Source organism: Lentzea sp. NPDC051213, from assembly GCF_044455585.1.
GTDB lineage: Bacteria > Actinomycetota > Actinomycetes > Mycobacteriales > Pseudonocardiaceae > Lentzea.
In genome coordinates this window covers 81,563-99,525 of record NZ_JBITEX010000001.1, presented here as the reverse complement: position 1 = coordinate 99,525, position 17,963 = coordinate 81,563, and the positions used below count along the sequence as shown (strand labels likewise).

15 protein-coding genes are annotated in these 17,963 nt (G+C 69.6%); 12 read left to right on the top strand and 3 right to left on the bottom strand.

Going from position 1 to position 17,963, the window contains the following annotated elements; translation table 11 throughout:
• The first annotated feature begins 10 nt into the window (after window positions 1-10).
• The 5 genes from ACIA8G_RS00425 to ACIA8G_RS00405 are packed head-to-tail and all read left to right on the top strand — an operon-like array spanning window position 11 to window position 4,347.
• Window positions 11-763: an amidohydrolase family protein gene (locus ACIA8G_RS00425; protein ID WP_396416082.1), complete on the top strand. Its 753-nt coding sequence runs from the start codon at window positions 11-13 to the stop codon at window positions 761-763.
• A complete protein-coding gene (locus ACIA8G_RS00420; RefSeq protein ID WP_396416081.1) occupies window positions 760-1,500 on the top strand; it encodes an amidohydrolase family protein in 741 nt (246 codons plus the stop codon). Before ACIA8G_RS00425 ends, ACIA8G_RS00420 begins: the two co-directional genes overlap by 4 nt.
• Complete coding sequence (locus ACIA8G_RS00415) at window positions 1,497-2,726, top strand: ABC transporter substrate-binding protein (RefSeq protein WP_396416080.1); 1,230 nt, start codon at window positions 1,497-1,499, stop codon at window positions 2,724-2,726. Before ACIA8G_RS00420 ends, ACIA8G_RS00415 begins: the two co-directional genes overlap by 4 nt.
• Window positions 2,723-3,544, top strand: a complete 822-nt coding sequence (locus ACIA8G_RS00410; protein ID WP_396416079.1) for a carbohydrate ABC transporter permease — start codon at window positions 2,723-2,725, stop codon at window positions 3,542-3,544. The genes ACIA8G_RS00415 and ACIA8G_RS00410 overlap by 4 nt, the downstream gene beginning before the upstream one ends.
• A complete protein-coding gene (locus ACIA8G_RS00405; protein ID WP_396416078.1) occupies window positions 3,544-4,347 on the top strand; it encodes a carbohydrate ABC transporter permease in 804 nt (267 codons plus the stop codon). Before ACIA8G_RS00410 ends, ACIA8G_RS00405 begins: the two co-directional genes overlap by 1 nt.
• On the opposite strand, the gene ACIA8G_RS00400 is transcribed toward ACIA8G_RS00405, so the two are convergent.
• The gene (locus tag ACIA8G_RS00400; RefSeq protein ID WP_396416077.1) at window positions 4,322-7,189 is read right to left on the bottom strand and encodes a BTAD domain-containing putative transcriptional regulator; all 2,868 of its coding nucleotides are present in this window, start codon (window positions 7,187-7,189) and stop codon (window positions 4,322-4,324) included. The two genes, ACIA8G_RS00405 and ACIA8G_RS00400, sit on opposite strands and share 26 nt — an antisense overlap.
• A 224-nt stretch (window positions 7,190-7,413) precedes the next feature.
• Between ACIA8G_RS00400 and ACIA8G_RS00395 the strand changes: the two genes are divergently transcribed.
• The 3 genes from ACIA8G_RS00395 (at window position 7,414) to ACIA8G_RS00385 (ending at window position 11,680) form a co-directional block, all read left to right on the top strand.
• Window positions 7,414-8,724 (top strand): FG-GAP-like repeat-containing protein, encoded by a 1,311-nt coding sequence (locus ACIA8G_RS00395; RefSeq protein WP_396416076.1) that lies wholly within the window; start codon window positions 7,414-7,416, stop codon window positions 8,722-8,724.
• Window position 8,725: 1 nt separating this feature from the next.
• Entirely contained in the window at window positions 8,726-9,889 is a 1,164-nt protein-coding gene (locus ACIA8G_RS00390; RefSeq protein ID WP_396416075.1) for an FG-GAP-like repeat-containing protein, read from the top strand.
• Window positions 9,890-10,198: 309 nt separating this feature from the next.
• Window positions 10,199-11,680, top strand: coding sequence for a glutamate--cysteine ligase (locus ACIA8G_RS00385; protein ID WP_396416074.1), 1,482 nt, complete (start codon window positions 10,199-10,201; stop codon window positions 11,678-11,680).
• A gap of 64 nt (window positions 11,681-11,744) precedes the next feature.
• Here the strand turns inward: ACIA8G_RS00385 and ACIA8G_RS00380 are convergent, their stop codons facing one another.
• The gene (locus tag ACIA8G_RS00380) at window positions 11,745-13,427 is read right to left on the bottom strand and encodes a cellulase family glycosylhydrolase (RefSeq protein WP_396416073.1); all 1,683 of its coding nucleotides are present in this window, start codon (window positions 13,425-13,427) and stop codon (window positions 11,745-11,747) included.
• A 155-nt stretch (window positions 13,428-13,582) separates the two neighbouring features.
• On the opposite strand from ACIA8G_RS00380, the gene ACIA8G_RS00375 reads away from it, so the two are divergent.
• Genes ACIA8G_RS00375 through ACIA8G_RS00360 form a run of 4 tightly spaced genes read left to right on the top strand, consistent with a single transcriptional unit; the run spans window position 13,583 to window position 17,625 of the window.
• On the top strand, window positions 13,583-14,644 hold the full coding sequence (locus tag ACIA8G_RS00375) for an AAA family ATPase (RefSeq protein ID WP_396416072.1): 1,062 nt from the start codon (window positions 13,583-13,585) through the stop codon (window positions 14,642-14,644).
• Complete coding sequence (locus ACIA8G_RS00370; protein ID WP_396416071.1) at window positions 14,641-16,251, top strand: hypothetical protein; 1,611 nt, start codon at window positions 14,641-14,643, stop codon at window positions 16,249-16,251. Before ACIA8G_RS00375 ends, ACIA8G_RS00370 begins: the two co-directional genes overlap by 4 nt.
• Window positions 16,251-16,934, top strand: a complete 684-nt coding sequence (locus ACIA8G_RS00365; RefSeq protein ID WP_396416070.1) for a DUF3800 domain-containing protein — start codon at window positions 16,251-16,253, stop codon at window positions 16,932-16,934. Before ACIA8G_RS00370 ends, ACIA8G_RS00365 begins: the two co-directional genes overlap by 1 nt.
• A complete protein-coding gene (locus tag ACIA8G_RS00360; RefSeq protein ID WP_396416069.1) occupies window positions 16,927-17,625 on the top strand; it encodes a class I SAM-dependent methyltransferase in 699 nt (232 codons plus the stop codon). Before ACIA8G_RS00365 ends, ACIA8G_RS00360 begins: the two co-directional genes overlap by 8 nt.
• Here ACIA8G_RS00360 and ACIA8G_RS00355 read toward each other — a convergent pair.
• Window positions 17,618-17,956 carry a hypothetical protein gene (locus ACIA8G_RS00355; RefSeq protein WP_396416068.1) on the bottom strand — a complete coding sequence of 113 codons (339 nt, stop codon included), beginning with the start codon at window positions 17,954-17,956 and terminating at the stop codon, window positions 17,618-17,620. The genes ACIA8G_RS00360 and ACIA8G_RS00355 overlap by 8 nt on opposite strands.
• Window positions 17,957-17,963 lie beyond the last annotated feature (7 nt).

Below are 17,963 nucleotides of genomic sequence, written 5' to 3'. Positions count from 1 at the left end.
ACTGCCGTTCATGAGGCCACCCCTTCCCCCGGTGCCGGCCGAACGGCACGAGATCGGCTTCGACGTCGACGTCCTGTTCGGCGCGGTACCCCACCGCCGGCTCGACGCGACGCTGGACGCGGTCGTGCAGCGGCAGGAGAGCCACGGGATCCGCCGCGGCCTGATGTGCTCGCTGCGCGGCGCGTTGTTCGACGTCTGCTCCGGCAACGACGAGATGCGCAAGGCCGCCGAGCAGCAGCCCCGGTTCGTGCCGGTCGGCACCGTCGACCTGCGCGACGCGCTGGGTGCCGAGGACGAGATCGGCAGGCTCGCCGAGGCCGGTGTCCGGCTGCTCCGGCTGTTCCCGCCCGAGCAGTGGGTCGAACCGGCCTCCCCCGGTCTCGCGCACATCGCCGACATCGCCGTCGCGCACGACCTGGTGGTGCTGACCAGCGGGGACTTCAGCCAGTTCTGGCGGCCGTTCGCCGACAGGGGCGCGCGGGTGTGCTTCCTGGACGTGCACGCCTACCGGGTGGCGGACTTCGTCGTGATGGCCCGCCGCGAGTCCGGTTTCGTGGCCTCCACGCGGATGCTGGTCGGTCCCGACTCGATCGAGCGGATCGCCGGCGAGGTCGGCGCGCACCACCTCGCGTACGGGTCGCGGACCCCGGTGCACGACGTCATGCCGTCGGCGTTGCGGTTGCGCATGGCCGGTCTCACCAAACAGGAGTGGCGCCAGGTGGCTGGTGGTACGGCCGGTCGCTGGCTGGAGGACGCACGATGATCATCGACGTGCACGCGCACGCCGGACCGTGGTTCTTCGCCACGGACGTCGGCGCCGCCGAGCTCAACATCACGCTGATGGACCGCTACGGCATCGACCGGCAGATCGTCTCCGCCTCGGAGGCCGTCACCTACGACATGGTCGCGGGCAACCGGTGGATGGCGCAGGTGCTCGAGACCCACCCGCGGTTGCTCGGCTACGTGGTGGTGAACCCCAACGACATCGAGGCCGGTGCCAAAGAGCTGGAGCGCTACCAGCCGACCGGGCGGTTCGTGGGCGTCAAGGTGCACACCACCTATCCGGGCCAGGCGCTGCTGTCCCCGGCCATCGAGGACACGATGGCGCTGGCGGCCGAGGCGGGCCTGCCGGTGCTGGTGCACACCTGGGACGAGTCCGTGCTCGGCCTGGTCGGCGTGCTGGAGCGGCACCCGGACCTGCGGGTGATCGCCGGGCACATGGGTGGTCCCGCGTGGCGGACGGCGGTCGAGGCGGCGCGGCGCACCGACCGGCTCTACCTCGAACCGTGCTGCTCGATCACCGACGCGGGCCGCTTCCGGTACGCGCTCGACCGGGTGCCGGTGGAACAGATGCTGTTCGGCACTGACAGCACGTTGGTCGACCCGGCAATCTCCCTGGGTGTGGTGGTGGAGGCCGGAATGACCGAGGACGAATACGACTACGTGATGTGGCGCAACGCCGCACGTCTCTTCGGCATCGAAACGGACTGCACCTCATGAGGAAAATGGCAGTGCTGATCACGGCCGCGCTGGTCGTGTCACTGGCGGCGTGCGGGCCGGGGCCGGGAGGCGACGCGGTGACGATGTGGATGTACCCGGTCGTCGCCGACCAGGCGCAGAGCCGGGCGTTCTGGCACCGGGTCGAGACGGGTTTCGAGGCCGAGCACGGCATCGAGCTCGACATCGAACTGCAGCCGTGGGAGACCAGGGAGCAGAGACTCGGCGCCGCGCTGATGACCGGCAACGGCCCGGACGTCGTGCTGCTGCAGCCGGACATGATTCCGCAATTCGTCAGCGAGAAGGCGGTGCAACCGGTCGGCGAACTGCTGCTGGGCGCCGAGCGCACGTACCGGCCGTCGGCGGTCGCCGCGCTGACCGTCAAGGACCAGGCGTACGGGGTGCCGCTCTACCAGACCGTCACGACGACCGTGTACAACCGGAAGCTGTTCGCGGAAGCGGGCATCACCGAGCTGCCGGACACGTGGGACGAGGTGAAGGCCGCCGCACCGAAGCTCGCCGCGCGCGGCATCCCGGTGCTCGACTACGCGGGCTCCACCGAGGAGACGCTCAACATGACCTTCTACCCGCTGCTGTGGCAGGCGGGTGGGAGCGTGTTCAACGCCGAGGGCACCAAGAGCGCGGTCGCCTCGGCCGAAGCTGCAGACGCACTGCGGTTCCTGGTCGACCTCAAGGCGATGGGCGGTCTGCCGCGCGACGCCGCGACCAAGCGGTCCCTGCTGGCCGACGACGCCGTGGCGGCGGGCAAGGCCGCGATGGCGCACGCCATGGTCGCGACCACGGCCCGCAACGTGGTCAACTCGATCGGCGCGGAGAACACGGTGGTCGGGCCTCCCCTGCGGCACCGGCAGCAGGTCACGTTCGGCCAGCCCGGCGCGTTGTCGTTGCTGCGCACCGCGAAGAACACCGAGGCGGCGAAGAAGTTCCTCAGCTACATGACCACGCCGAAGGTGATCGAGGACCTCTGCGTGCAGTCCGGGTACTTCCCGCCGTGGGTGGACGCCACGCCGACCGTCACCGACGACGTCGACCGCGGCTTCGCGCAGACGCTGCCGTTCGTGCGGGCCGGGGACGCGCATCCGCAGGCGCGCAAGGCGATGGGCCTGCTGGCGCCGCATCTGCAGGCGGCCCTGCTCGGGCAGAGGTCACCGGAGCAGGCGCTCGCCGACGCGGCGAAGGAAGTCGACGCGTTGCTGCAGAAGCAGTGACAGCCCGCCGGTGGCGCGAGGGCCTCACCGTTCTCGCGTTCCTGCTGCCCGTACTGGTGGTGTTCGCCGCGTTCCGGTTCCTGCCGATGCTGGGCGCGGCGGGGCTGAGCCTCACGGACTACCGGCCGGGCGGCGACTTCGAGTTCGTCGGTGCGGAGAACTACGCGAGCCTCGCCCAGGACGACGTCTTCCTGGCGAGCCTGCGCACCACGCTGACCTACGTCGCGATCTACGTGCCGCTCATCGTCGTGGTGGCACTGAGCACCGCGCTGTTGCTGCACTCGGTGCCGTGGGGACGCGGCCTGTTCCGTGCCGCGTTGTTCGCCCCGTACGTCACGAGCCTGGTGCTCAGCGGTGTCATCTGGAAGTGGGTGTTCGAGCCCGCGGGCTTCCTCGAACACCCGTCGACGGTGCTCCCGGCGCTGGCCGTCGTCGGGGTCTGGAAAGGGTTCGGCTATGCGATGCTGATCCTGCTCGCGGGCATCCGCAACGTGCCGGCCGACTGCCTGGAAGCGGCCACAGTGGACGGTGCAAACGCTTGGCAACGCTTCCGGCACATGCTCTTGCCGTCGCTGCGGCCCGCGGTGTTCTTCGTCGTCGTGGTGGAGACCATCGGTGCCTTCCAGGTCTTCGACACCATCTACGTGATGACGACCGGCGGTCCGGCGCGTGCCAGCTACTCGCTCGCCTACGCGGTGTACGAGTACGGCTTCAAGAACTTCGAGATCGGCAAGGCCGCGGCGGCGGGCCTGGTGCTGTGGGCCATCGTGCTGCTGGTGTCGCTCACCCAGCGCCGAGCGTTCGAGCGGAACCCGTGATGCGGTCCCGCTTCTGGCTGACCGGGCTGCTGACACTGGTGTCGCTGGTGGCGGCGGGCCCGTTCGTGCTGATGGTGCTGGTGGCGTTGACGCCGCGGAACTCCAGGACGATCCCGCACGCGTGGCCGGCGTCGTTCACGCTCGACAACTTCGTCCAGATCCTGTCGACCGAGAGCTTCCTGCGGTGGACCGGCAACACGGTGATCTACTCGGCGGTGTCCGTGGTGGCCGTGCTGCTCTCGGCGTCGATGGCCGCGTACGTGTTCGCACGCAAGCGTTTTCCCGGCCGTGACGCGCTGCTGTGGTCGTTGCTGTCGACGCTGATGGTGCCGTTCCACGCCGTGCTGATGCCGTCCGTGGTGATCATCCAGCTGCTCGGCTGGGCGGACACCTACTGGGGCCTGATCATCCCGACGCTGGCCAACGCGCAGGCCGTGCTGCTGCTGAGGCAGTTCATCCGCGCGTTGCCCGACGAGGTCTTCGACGCCGCCAGGATCGACGGCGCCGGAGACTGGCGGGTGTACCGGTCCATCGTGCTGCCGCTGTGCCGCCCGGTGCTCGCGACGCTCGCGGTGTTCGTGTTCCTCTGGCACTGGAACGATTTCCTGTGGCCGCTGGTCGTCTCCGGTGGCGGCGAGACGGGCACGCTGACGGTCGGGCTGTCCACACTGGACGCCGGGCACCTCACGGTCCCCGAGCTGATGTCCGCCGCGACCGTCACCGGCCTGCCTTGCCTCCTGGTGTTCCTGCTGGTGCAACGACGGTTGGTCGACACCGTCAGCTTTGCGGGTCCGCGACGTTGAGACCCAGCTGGTGCAACGCGTTCACCGTCCTGGTGATGTGCACCTGCATGTCGAGTCGCGCGAAGAGCCGCAGCGCCTGCTCGAAGCAGGCCGCGGCCTCGTCGGGGCGCTGGTTGCGGTGCGCCACCCAGCCGAGGCTGTACAGGGTGGCCGCCTTGCCGGCGCTCTCGTCCTCCGGCGAGAACACCGTCAGCGAGCGGGACATCATCTCCGACGCCCTGCCCGCGTCGCCTTGCTCGGCGTAGGTGGCTGCCAGCACGTGCAGCGCCAGCGCCTCGTCGCGCGGGCAGGACGCAGTGCGGAAGAGCTCGACGGCCTCCAGCAACGCCTCCTCGGTCCGCGCGAGATCGCCGCGGGCCTTGTGGTGCAGGCCGAGGCTGAACAACGCGCAGGCCTGCCCGTACCGGCTGTCCAGCCCGCGGAACGTCTCCAGCGCGGTGCCGAGGCACTGCGCGGCCTCGTCGAGCCGGCCCTGATTGCGGTGCACGATGCCGAGTGCCTGCAACGCGAAGGCCGCGCCGCCGGCGTCCTGCCCGCTGAACAGTTCGTGGGCGCGCGCCAGCTGTTCGGCGGCCTCGTCCTGCCTGCCGTGGAACAGGTGCACGCTGCCGAGGCCGAGGTTCGCGTAGGCGTGGCCGCGGTGCTCACCGATCCAGGCGAAGAGCTTCTGCGCCGCCACGAAGTGCTCGTTCGCCTCGCCGTAGCGGTCGCGGTAGAACGCCAGCGCGCCGAGGCCCTGGTGCAGGATCGCCTGGTGGCGCGGCGCGACGGCGGCGCCCAGCGCGAGCTCGTGCGTGTGCCGCCACAGGTCGTAGTGGCTGCGCAGGTCGAACAACGTCGTCAGCGACCCGGCCAGGTCGCAGGCCAGGTTCGTCATGTCCAGCTTCAGCGCCTGTTCGACGACGCCGACGAGCGCGTCCCGTTCGGCCTCCAGCCAGGCCAGCGGGTCGGCCAGCAGCCGGTCCACCGCGGCCTGGCCGAGCTCGCAGCGTTGCGGCGTCAGCTCGACCTTCAGGAACCGGCACGGCAGGCCGGACTCGGCCCGCACGGCCAGGTCCAGCCACGCGACGAAAGCCCGGCGCAGTGCGGAGATCCGGTCCTTCGCCGAATCGGCCTCGTTCGCGCGCTCGCGGGCGAACACCCGCAGCAGGTCGTGGAAGTGGTAGCGGCCCTGCCCCGTCACGTCGGTGCCGGAGACCTCCAGCAGGTGCACGTCGGCCAGGCCGTCGACGATGTCCTCCGCCTCCAGCACGTCGACGTCGAGCAGCGCGGCGACCACCCAGCCGGGGAAGTCGGGCACGTCCAGCAGGCCGAGCAGCCGGAACGCCCGGCGCTGCACCTCGTCGAGCGCCTCGTAGCTCCACGCGAGGCTGGCGCGGGCCTCCAGGTCGTCGATGCGCAGCTCGTTGAGCCGGGTGCCCTCCCCCTCCAGCCGTTCGGCGAGGCGGCCGACCGTCCAGTGCCCGCGGCGGGCCAGCCTGGACGCGGCGATGCGCAGTGCCAGCGGGAGGTTGCCGCAGTAGCGGGCGACCGCGGCGGCCGCGTCCGGTTCGGCGGTCATGCGGTCCTGCCCGGCGATCTCGCCCAGCAGCCGGACGGCGTCCTCGGCGCCCAGCACGTCGAGGTGCACGGTCTGCGCGCCGACCAGCTGCACGCGGCTCGTGACGAGCACGGCGGAGGAGTCCGATCCGGGCAGCAGCGGGCGGACCTGGGCCATGCTCTTCGCGTCGTCCAGCACGATCAGCACCTGGCGGGCCGCGAGCTGCGAGCGGTACAACGCGGCGCGCGCCTCGATGTCCTCGGGCACCGCGTGCGGGTGCACGCCGAGGGCGATGAGCAGTTCCGCGAGCACGGTCGCGGAGTCACGCGGCGACGAGCTGGTGCCGCCGAGACGGCAGTAGAGCTGGCCACCGCTGAACTGACCGCCGGCCGCGTGCGCGGCCCGGACCGCCAGTGACGTCTTGCCGACGCCCGCCTTGCCGGTGATCGCGGCCAGCGTGGACCTCGACCGCTGGGTCAGCACCCGGCGCAGCTCGGCGAGCTCGGTGGCGCGGCCGGTGAAGTTGTCGACGTCGGGCGGCAGTTGCATGGGCCGCACCGGGTTCAGGCCGTTGACCTCGGCCCGCTCCGGTCTGGCGCCGCGCAGGATGTCCTGGTGCAGGTCCTGGATCTGGTCGCACGGGTCGACCCCGAGCGCGTCGACGAGGACCTCGCGGACCGCGCGGTAGGTCTCCAGCGCCTCGGCGCGGCGACCGGCCTCGTGCTGCGCCCGCATGAGCCGCCACCACAGGCCCTCGCGCAACGGGAACTGCCGCACCTGCACGCCGAGCTCGGTGATCAGGGCGCCGTACTGCCCGGCGGCCAGCCGCGCGTCGGCGGAGTCCTCCCGCGCCGCGGCGGCCGTCTCCTCCAGCCGCACCGCGTCGGCCTCGAGCCACCCGGCCAGCGGGACGTCCTCCAGCAGCGTGCCGCGCCAGTGGCCCCAGGCCTCCTGCCAGAACGTCACGGCCTTCCCCGCGTCGCCACCTTCCAGCGCCTCGCGCGCTTTCGCCGCGGTGGCCTCGAAGATCTCGCTGTCGAGCTCGTCCGGTTCGATCTGCAGCCGGTAGCCGGCGCTGTCGGTGGTGAGCCTGCCCGGCAGGCCGATGGCGGTGAGGTCTCGGCGCAACCGGCTCACGTAGGTGTGCACGTTCGCGACCGCGGAGACGGGCGGGTTCTCACCCCACAGCGCGTCGATGAGCCCCGCCTGGCTGACCGATTGACCGGCCCGCAAGAGCAGTGCGGCGAGCAACGCGCGCTGCCGCGGCCCCGCCGGTTTGAGCGGCTGACCGGAGTTGGCCACCCGCAGTGGCCCCAGAATCCCAAAACTGGCCGTGTTACCCAAGGCTCCCCCACCCTGCGACACGCCCCCCAGGCAACGGATCGTAGCAGCAGATACCCGCGCTGGGGAGTGCCACCACATTTGGCCCCGGAATTGCTGTAGAACGCATGTAGGGGCCTTGTAGAACAGCTCAATAAATTCGTTTCCAGATCGCCGGAAACTTCCCAAGGAAACGGATTCCTCCCATGGTTCACAGAATCGGCAAAGCGGTAGTAGGCCTGACCGCCGCCGCCATGGCGCTGACCCTCGCGCCGACCGTCGCCCAGGCCGTCCCCGCGCTCGAGCTGCCGTTCATCTGCGGTACCTCGTGGAAGGGCGACTCCGGCTCCAGCAGCGCGCACCGCAACAACGAGATCGACTTCAACATGACCGGTACCAGCGGAAACGAGGACCTGGGCGAGCCAGTGCTCGCCGCGGCGGCCGGCACCGTGGTTCTGGAGGGCGGCGAGAGCTCCGCCTACGGCAACTACCTGGAAATCGACCACGGCGGCGGTTACTCGACGCTGTACGCACACCTCGACAAGAAATCGGTCCACGACGGCGACACCGTGCGTCAGGGCGAAGTGATCGGCACGGTCGGCAACACCGACGGAAACACCTCGGGGCTTTCCGCGCACCTCCACTTCGAATACCGCAACCGGGGCGGCGGCCAGGCCTACCCGAACTACATCAAGCCGGCCTCGTTCCACGGCGACCCGTTCGACTACGCCACCGGCACCGAGACGTACGTCAGCCAGAACTGCGGCACGCTCAACCGGGCGGCCAAGAGCATCAACGGCGACAAGTACGACGACGCGATCGGCGTGGACCCCGAGGGTGTCGCGTGGGTCTACAAGGGCAAGGCGGGCGGTGGCTTCACCGCGGCGACCAAGCTCGGCCCCGGCTGGGGCGGCTTCACCCGCATCGCGATCAACGACTCCAACGCCGACGGCTGGGCCGACCTGTTCGCCGTCGGCAACGGCACGCTCTACTACTGGCACAACCGCGGTGACGGCACGTTCGCCGCGGCGAAGGAGATCGGCCCCGGCTGGGCCGCGTTCGAGTACGTGTCCTTCGTGGACATCAACGGCGACAACAAGACCGACATCCTCGCCCGTGACGGCGGCAAGATGTACGTCTACACCGGCCAGGGTTCCGGCGCGTTCTCCGCGCGGTCGCTGCTCGGCGAGGGCTGGGCGGGTCTGCTGCGGCACACCGCCGGTGACGCCGACGCGGACGGCGACGGTGACATCTGGGCGACCAACAGCGCGGGCGAACTCTTCTTCTGGAAGAAGGGCGCGGACGGCTACGGCTCCGCGACGCAGGTCGGTTCCGGCTGGAACGCCTTCCGCAACGTGGTGTCAATGGACGTCAACGGCGACAACAAGGCCGACCTCGTGGCGGTCAAAACCTCCGACAACACGCTCTGGCAGTGGCTGGGCGGCGGCGGGGGCACGTTCGGCAAGTCAGCGCAGATCGGCAGCGGCTGGTCCGGCTTCGACCTGGCGGTGAACTGACATGAGGTTCCTTTCCAGCCTTCTGGTCGTCGCGGCCGCCGTTGTGTCTTTCGCGCCCACCGCCCAGGCAGCCGGCGACATCGACACTTGCGTCTCCACCGGCCGCACCGCCGGGTTCACCGGCGAGAAGCTCGTCCTCGCGGTGGCGGTCGGCATGGCCGAGTCCCGCTGCGACCCGTCCGCCCGCTACGTCAACAGCGACAGCCACAACTCGGTCGACCGAGGCCTCTGGCAGATCAACGACTACTGGCACCCGGAAGTCAGCGACACCTGCGCCTACACGGCGCAGTGCAACGCCAACGCCGCATATCGCATCTCGGATCAGGGCACGGACTGGTCGCCGTGGTCGACCTACAAGTCGGGCCGCTACAAGGAGTTCGTGGACGACGCCCGCCAGGCCATCGGCGCTCCCCCGGCCACCGTGCTGCCGTCGAAGAGCGTCAACGGCGACAAGTACGACGACGCCCTGGGCGTGGACCCGACCGGCACGGCGTGGATCTACCGCGGCAAGGCAGGCGGCGGCTTCTCCGCCGGGACCAAGCTCGGCCCCGGCTGGGGAGACTTCACCCGGATCGGCATCGGCGACTCCAACGCCGACGGCTGGGCGGACCTGTGGGCCATCGGCAACGGCTCGCTGCACTACTGGCACAACCGCGGCGACGGCACGTTCACCTCGGCGGCGACCGTCGGCACCGGCTGGGCGGCCATGGAGAACGTGGCGTTCGGCGACGTCAACGGCGACAACAAGACCGACATCCTGGCCCGTGACGGCGGCAAGATGTACCTCTACGTCGGCCGCGGCAACGGCAAGTTCGCCGAACGGGACCTCGTCGGCGCCGGCTGGGCGTCGCTGGCCCGGCACACCGCCGCGGACGCCGACGGTGACAGCGACGGCGACATCTGGGCGACCAACAGCGCCGGTGAACTCTTCTTCTGGAAGCGCAGCGGCGCCGACTTCGCCACGGCCGTGCAGGTCGGGTCGGGGTGGAACGGGTTCCGGCAGATGACCTCGATGGACGTCAACGGCGACAACCGGGCCGACCTCGTGGCCATCCGCACGTCGGACAACACGCTCTGGCAGTGGCTGGGCAACGGTGCCGGTGGGTTCGGGTCGGGGGTGCAGATCGGGTCCGGCTGGGCCGGCTGGGATCTGGCGGCCAACTGAGACGGCAACCACCTGAGACGGCGAGGACAAGCCCCAGTACCCCAGGTGCCGGGGCTTGTCCGCTGTCCGGAACAAGACAAGACAGGGCCCAGACGCGGGGGCACCAGGGCCTGTCCGCGGTCCAGAACAAGACGCCCTTGATGCGCCCCGGCGCTTCCCTCCGGGGGGTTCACCACTCATGCTCCGGTTACGCGTGAATAAACACAGTCACCACTCATGCTCCGGTTACGCGCGAACCAACACGACTGTCGGATTGATCAACCATGGTGCACAGTGGTGGGGTGAACCCTCGACCGCCGGGAGGCCACCATGGGCGAGGACGTCGCGAAGCACGAGTTCACGCGCGAGGACCGAACGCGGTACCGCACGAAGGTGCGGCGCTGCCTCGACGTGTTCGCGAGGATGCTGCGTGAGGCGAGGTTCGACTTCGAAAGGCCGATGACCGGCCTGGAGATCGAGATCAACCTCATCGACGAGAACTGCGATCCGGCGATGAAGAACCGCGAGGCGCTGGACGTCATCGACGACCCGGACTTCGTGACCGAGCTGGGCCAGTGGAACATCGAGATCAACGTGGCCCCGCGCCGGCTCGCGGGTGGCGGCATCACGTCGTTCGAGGAGACCGTTCGCCGCAGCCTCAACTCCGCCGAGGAGAAGGCGCGCGCGGTCGGCGCGCACATGGTCATCGCGGGCATCCTGCCGACGCTGCGCACCAAGCACATCGCGCCCGACCTGCTCTCCGGCAACCCGCGGTACGCGCTGCTCAACGAGCAGGTGCTCGCCGCGCGCGGGGAGGACCTGCAGATCGCCATCGACGGCGTCGAGCGGCTGCACCTGACCGCCAGCTCGATCGTCCCCGAGGCGGCGTGCACGAGCACCCAGCTGCACCTGCAGGTGAGTCCCGAGCAGTTCCCCGCCTACTGGAACGCCGCCCAGGCCATCGCGGGCGTGCAGGTCGCGGTCGGCGCGAACTCGCCGTTCTTCCTCGGCAAGGAGCTGTGGCGCGAGACCCGGATCGCGCTGTTCCAGCAGGCCACCGACACCCGCGGCGACGAGCTCAAGGCGCAGGGCGTGCGGCCGCGCGTGTGGTTCGGCGAGCGGTGGATCAACTCGATCTTCGACCTGTTCGAGGAGAACGTCCGCTACTTCCCCGCGCTGCTGCCGATCACCGACGACGAGGACCCGCTCGCGGTGCTCGACAAGGGTGACACGCCTGCTCTCAGTGAGCTGAAGCTGCACAACGGCACCATCTACCGCTGGAACCGGCCGGTGTACGACGTCGTGCGCGACCGGCCGCACCTGCGGGTGGAGAACCGGGTGCTGCCCGCCGGCCCGACGATCGTCGACACGCTGGCCAACGCCGCGCTGTACTTCGGGCTGGTGCGGGCGCTGGCCGAGGACGAGCGTCCACTGTGGTCGCAGATGAGCTTCCAGGCGGCGGAGGAGAACTTCAACGCCGCCTCGCGCAACGGGCTCGACGCGCAGATGTACTGGCCGGGTGTCGGCACCGTGCCGGTGGTCGAGCTGGTGCTGCGCCGGCTGTTGCCGCTCGCTCACGAGGGGCTGATCCGGTGGGGCGTCGACTCGGCCGAGCGGGACAGGCTGCTCGGGGTGATCGAGCAGCGCTGCCTCGCCGGGGTGAACGGGGCGACGTGGCAGGCCCGGGAGTTCCACCGCCACTACGACCACACTCACCTTGACCGGGCGGACGCGCTGCGCACGATGCTCCGGTCCTATGTGGAACTGATGCACGCCAACGAACCTGTGCACACCTGGCCGTTGAGCAGCTGAGAACCGAAGGTCGTGGGTGGTTCCGCCGCCGCCGCACGAAAAGCGGAACCACCCACGAGGTTCATCAGCCCGTCGGGAAGTTGTCCGGGGTGCGGACGCGCTCGCGCACCCAGACACCCGCTTCCTTCAGGACACCGGTTCCGGCGAACGTGTTGCCTGAACAGGTACCGGTCTTGAACACCGCACCAGACAGCCCGTCGTCGGAGTAGTTCCAGTTGGCCCACGAGATCTTCTTCTGAGCCATCAGGTCGATGTACTTCTGCGACGTCGTGAAGTCGTTCGAGCCGCCGCCGGACGCGGTCTGCGTGCCGAACTCGGTCACGAACACCGGAACCGCACTGGAGACGCGGTTCAGGACGTCGATGTACGCCTGCTTGTGCGAGTTGGCGTAGAAGTGGAACGAGTACATGAAGTTGGTCGCGTTGACCTTGTTGTTCAGCACCACCGACGGGTCTTCGCCGTCGGAGTGGCCGAAGGTCGACCAGCCGTTGGTGCCCGAGACGATGAGGCTGTCCGAGTCGATGTTGCGGATCACCGGGATCATCTGCTCGGCGTAGGACTTGACCCGCGCCCACGACGTGCCGTTCGGCTCGTTGGCGATGTCGTAGATGATGTTGGTCTTGTCCTTGTGCCGCTGGGCGATCTCGGTGAAGAAGGTCTTCGCGCGCGCCAGGTTGTAGTTCGGGTCACCCGGCGAGAGCTGGTGCCAGTCCACGAGGACGTAGATGCCGCGACGCGTGGCTTCCTCGATGTAACCGTGCATCATGTCGGTGAACTTGCGGGGGTCGGTCTCGTAACCGTCCTCCTGGATGTACATGGCGACGCGGATGAAGTCCGCGTTCCAGTCGTTCACCAGCGCGTCCCACCACGCGGTCTTCGCGCACTGGTGGTACCACTGGATGCCGTGCGTGCTCATGCCGCGCAACTGGATCGGCTTGCCGAACTGGTTGCACAGCTGCACACCGCACACGCGCAGCAGGCCGTTGATGTCGTGCGGCCGGGTGCCGCCGGGGTTGCCCGGCGAGGTGGTCACCGAGATCGAGTTGGACGCGCCGGAGAGGTTGCCCGCCGCGTCACGTGCCTGCACGGTGAACGTGTAGGACGTGTTCGGCGTCAGGCCGCTCACGGTGTGCGTGGTGCCGGTCGCGGTCTGCCCGTTGGACAGCACGTACCCGGTCACGCCCACGTTGTCCGTGGAGGCGTCCCACTCCAGCGACACCGAGGTCGCGGTCTTCGACGGGGAGCGCAGGTTGCCCGGCGTCGAGGGTGCGACGGTGTCCGGCGGGCCCGACGGCGGTTCGACGTCGACCCGGTCGAGGTTCGGGCCACCGTTGGCCGTGGTGGCCGTCGTCTTGATCTTGTTGGTGCCCGCGTTCAGGGAGACGGTCGTGGTGCGGGTCTGCCACGTCGTCCACGCGCCCGTGCCGGGGAACGAGAGCTCGTCCGCCGCCAGCGAGCCGTTCACCGTGACGTCCATCGGGCGGTTGGCCGTGGTGCCGTTGGCGAACCGGAACGTGAGCGTCGCCTGGCCCGCGCTGGGCGAGGAGACGGTGAACTCGACGGAGCTGCCGACCTCGTTGTCGTAGTTGACGAAGCCCGAGCCGGTGAAACCGGCGTGGTTGGACTCCACGAGGCCGTTCGAGATCGCCGCGCTCTCCGCCTGGTACTGCGTGGGAGCGGCGATCGCGACGGCCGGCACGGCGAGGACTAACGCTGCCGGGACTACCAGGAACAGGGATCTGGCCACAGGGGTGCCTCCTGTGTGAGGGAACAGCAGGATCGGCGGCGATTTAGTTAAGAAGGTTTCCTATCTGTTGTGGGTTGAATCACAGCACTAGACCACTGCTCCTGTCAACAAATTCGCGCGACCGGAACTGGTCCGGTCGGGCATCCTCACCTGCGATGCGTTCCACCGTCACCGTGACACCAGCACAGCTTCCCGAGGTGCTGCTGCACGTCGCCGTCGTCCGACCGGTCTTCCTCTGGGGAGCACCGGGTATCGGCAAGTCCTCACTCGTGCGCAAGTTCGCGGCCGAGCTCGGGCTGGAGTGCGTGACGCTGCTGGGCACCCAGCTCGCCCCCGAGGACCTCATCGGCGTGCCCGAACTGGTGGGCGGCCGGTCGCGGTTCGCGCCACCGGAATCCATCGCGCGGCGCGACCCGTACTGCCTGTTCCTGGACGAACTGAACGCCAGCAGCCCCGAGGTGCAGAAGGCGTTCTACTCGCTGATCCTCGACCGGCGCATCGGCACCTACGAGCTGCCCAAGGGCTCGATCGTGATCGGCGCCGGCAACCGGGCGGTCGACAACGCGCTGGCGCGCCCGATGGCGTCCGCGCTGGTCAACCGCATGGTGCACGTCCACCTCACCGCGTCCGCGAAGGACTGGCTGGTATGGGCGCGCGAGAACGGCATCCACCCGTGGGTCGTCGACTACCTCACCCAGCGCCCGGACCACCTGTGGAGCGCGGCGCCGAAGGTCGAGGAGACGTTCTCCTCGCCGCGCGGCTGGCACATGCTCTCCGACGCGCTGCACTCGTTCGGCGAGGACGTCTCCGAGGACATCCTCGGCGTGCTGGCGTTCGGCACGGTCACCGCGAACCACGCCTCGATGTTCAAGGCGTACGTCAAGACCGTCCGGCACGCGTACGGGCTGGAGGCCGTGCTGCGCGGGGACGTCCGCTGGCCGTCCGCACCCGCCGACCGCGACCTGCTGTACTTCCTGGGCGAGGCGTTCCGCGCCCGGCTGGTGAAGGAACTGCCGCACGACAAGGCGCACGCGCCGGCGGCGGGCAAGCAGCTCGCGCACCGCGGCAAGGCGCTGCTGCTGGAGCTGGCCGAGCTGTCGCTGGAGATCGCGCAGATGGTGATCGCGGCCGACGACGACGGCAACCCCGTGCTGCCCGCGTGGTTCCTGGTCGAGGTCACCCGTGATCTGCCCCGGCTGGTGGCCGCGAGGGCATGAGCCGCCGGCAGAAGGCTCGCATCGACCCCGCCGCACTGGCGTTCGCGGCGGCGGACAAGCGGATCGACGCCCATCCGCTGTTCGCCAGCCTGAGCACGTACGTGCGCCGGGATTCCACTCATCCCTGGGCCGACATCTCGCTGGACGGCCTGCTGCGGGCCCATCCGACGCGCAAGGCGAGCGAGGACGAGTGGGCCTGGGTGTTCGCGCATTGCCTGCTGCACCTCGGCTTCGGCACCTTCTCCTGCGACGACGTGCTGGACTTCCAGCCCGCGCTGAAGGTCGGCACACGCCCGTCCTCGTGGGAACCGGGCAAGTGCGTGCGCGGCGAAGCGTCGAAGGACCCGGAGAAGTGGGCGCAGCGGTTCGCCGCGGGCCTCTCGAATGCCGCCGTGGCCGCGATCGACGTGGCGGGCGGCGCGCGGTCGTCGTTGTCCGACGCACGGCCGTTGAAGACCGAGTGGGATCTCGCGCTGAGCTGGTTCGTGTCGAACTACCCGCTGCTGGGCGCGCTGGCGTCGGTGATGAAGGTGGTGGCGGACGCGGAACTGGCGCGGGGCTGGGACATCTCGATCGCGGCGGTGTCCACGGCGTCCGCCGAGATCTACGTGAATCCGCTCGCCGGGCTCAACCGCGAGGAGTGGCGGTTCGTGCTCGCACACGAGATGTTGCACGCCGCGCTGCGCCACTGCGACCGGGTCGGCGGGCGGGATCCGCACCTGTGGAACATCGCCGCGGACTTCGTCGTCAACGGCTGGCTGGTCGAGATGGGTGTCGGGGCGCCTCCCGAAGGCGTGCTGCACGATCCGGACCTGCGCGGGCTGTCGGCGGAGTCCGTCTACGACCGGATCGCCGCCGACCTGCGGCGCAGCCGGAAGCTGCGCACGTTGCGAGGCAAGGGCGGTGACCTGCTCGGGGCACCTCTGCGCGGCCCCGCGGACTTCACGGACCTGGACGAGTTCTACCGGCGGGCGTTGCTGACCGGGCTGAGCTATCACACGTCCTCGCGCGGCCTCCTGCCCGCCGGGCTGGTCGAGGAGATCCGCGCGCTGGAACACCCGCCGCTGTCGTGGGGCGCCCAACTCGCGCGGTGGTTCGAGGAATTCGTTCCTGCCGTGGAAAAGCGGCGCACCTACGCCCGCGCGTCACGGCGGCAAGCGTCCACTCCGGACATTCCACGGCCTGGCTGGGTACGACCGGAGTCGCTGGAGTCGCGGCCGACGTTCGGGGTCGTGCTCGACACGTCCGGATCGATGGACACCGCGTTGCTGGGCAAGGCTCTCGGCGCGATCGCTTCCTACGCGGCGGCGCGTGACGTGCCCGCGGCACGCGTGGTTTTCTGCGATGCTGATGCTTATGACGCCGGATACGTGCCGGTCGAAGACATCGCGGGCCGGGTGAAGGTGCGCGGGCGCGGCGGCACGGTGCTGCAGCCCGGCATCGACCTGCTCGAACGCGCCGCCGACTTCCCTTCCGCCGGCCCGATCCTGGTCATCACCGACGGGTGGTGCGACGTCCTGCGGATCCGGCGCGAGCACGCGTTCCTGATTCCCGCGGGCGCGCACCTGCCGTTCCGCGCACGCGGCCCCGTCTTCCGGATGTCCTGATGGAGATCGCCTGCGACGAGTCGGGTTCCGAGGGCGAGAAGCTCGTCGGCGGGGTCACGGCGGTCTTCGCACACGCCGGTGTGCGGCTCTCGCACGCCGAGGCGTCGTCGTGCATCGAGTCGCTGCGAGAGATGATCAAGTCGCCCGCGGTGGAGTACAAGGCGAACCACCTGTTGCGGGAGAAGAACCGGTGGGTGCTGCTGTGGTTCCTCGGGCCGGCCGGTCCCCTGGTCGGCAAGGCGCGCGTGCAGCTCGTGGACAAACGGCGGTTCCTGGCCTCGCGGGTGCGCGCGGAGTTCGGCTCCGTCACGGGGCCGCTGGAGCTGTACAACGACCTGCTGCGCGCTCGCGGACCGCGCGGGCAGCTGGATCCGCTGTTCCCGGCGATCCTGCGGGCCGTCGCGCAGTGGCAGTTCTTCGGGGGTGGTGGGCCGGTGTCGATCGTGCACGACCAGCAGCTGTCCCTGACCGACGGGCGGATCCGGCAGCTGAAGAAACTCGCGCCACGGCTGGAGAACCTGACTTTGGTGGACTCGCAGCACGACGCACGCGTGCAGATCGCCGACTTCCTGGCCGGCATCGCCCGTCGCGTCGCGGAGGAAGAACTCAACGGACGACCGGATCACGAGGTGATCGGGTTGCTGAGGCCGTTCGTCGCCGGACCGGGGATGTGGCATGCCTGACCTGATCTTCAGCGACGCGCGGCTGGCGCGGATCTACGACGCGTTCGACGGAACGCGCGAGGATCTCGGCCTGTACACGGGGATCGCGGACGAACTGGGCGCGGCCAGCGTGCTCGACGTCGGTTGTGGCACCGGGTGCCTGGCGGTGTTGCTCACGACGTCCGGACGCTCGGTCGTCGGGGTGGATCCGGCATCGGCGTCGCTGGAGATCGCGCGCGCCAAGGACTCGTCGGTCACCTGGATTCACGGTGACGCAACGACTTTGCCGCCGCTTCAGGTCGATCTGGCGACGATGACCGGGAACGTCGCGCAGGTGTTCCTCGGGCACGACTGGGAGCTCACCCTGCGCGGGATCCACGGCGCCCTGAAGCCCGGCGGGCACCTGGTGTTCGAGACGCGGCGGCCGGAACGGAAGGCGTGGGAGGGCTGGGCGGAGACCACCCACCGCAGGATCGACGGGGTCGAGGAGATCCGTGAGCTGCTCGACGTGCGCCTGCCGTTCGTGTCGTTCCGGCACACCTACCGGTTCCCGGACGGCGTGGAGATCGCTTCGGACTCGACGTTGCGGTTCCGTTCGCACGACGAGATCGAGGCGAGCCTCGTGGCGTGCGGCTTCCGGGTCGTCGACGTGCGTGATGCGCCGGACCGGCCGGGCTACGAATACGTCTTCCTGGCCCAGGGCGTCAGCTGACCAACGCGGGCTGCTTCCAGGCCTGCACCAGCCACGGCAGGATGCGGGGCATCCGGTCGGCCACGATGTCGTGCAGCACCAGCACCATCCGCCCGGACCGCTCGGGCCCGGCGTCGAGCCACACGGCCTGCATCAGGACGCCCGCGCCCAGGTCGAGCCCCGCCTCCGCCTGCGCCAGCGCGGCGTCCGTGGCGGCGGCGGGGTCGGCGACCCGCAGGTGCGCGAAGCCGGAACGACACAGTTCGGGATGCAGTGCCACGAGGGAATCCACCGCGGCGGCCAGGCGTCCGACGCCCAGGTCCGCCCGAACCTGCACCGTAATTGCTCTCACGTTAGGA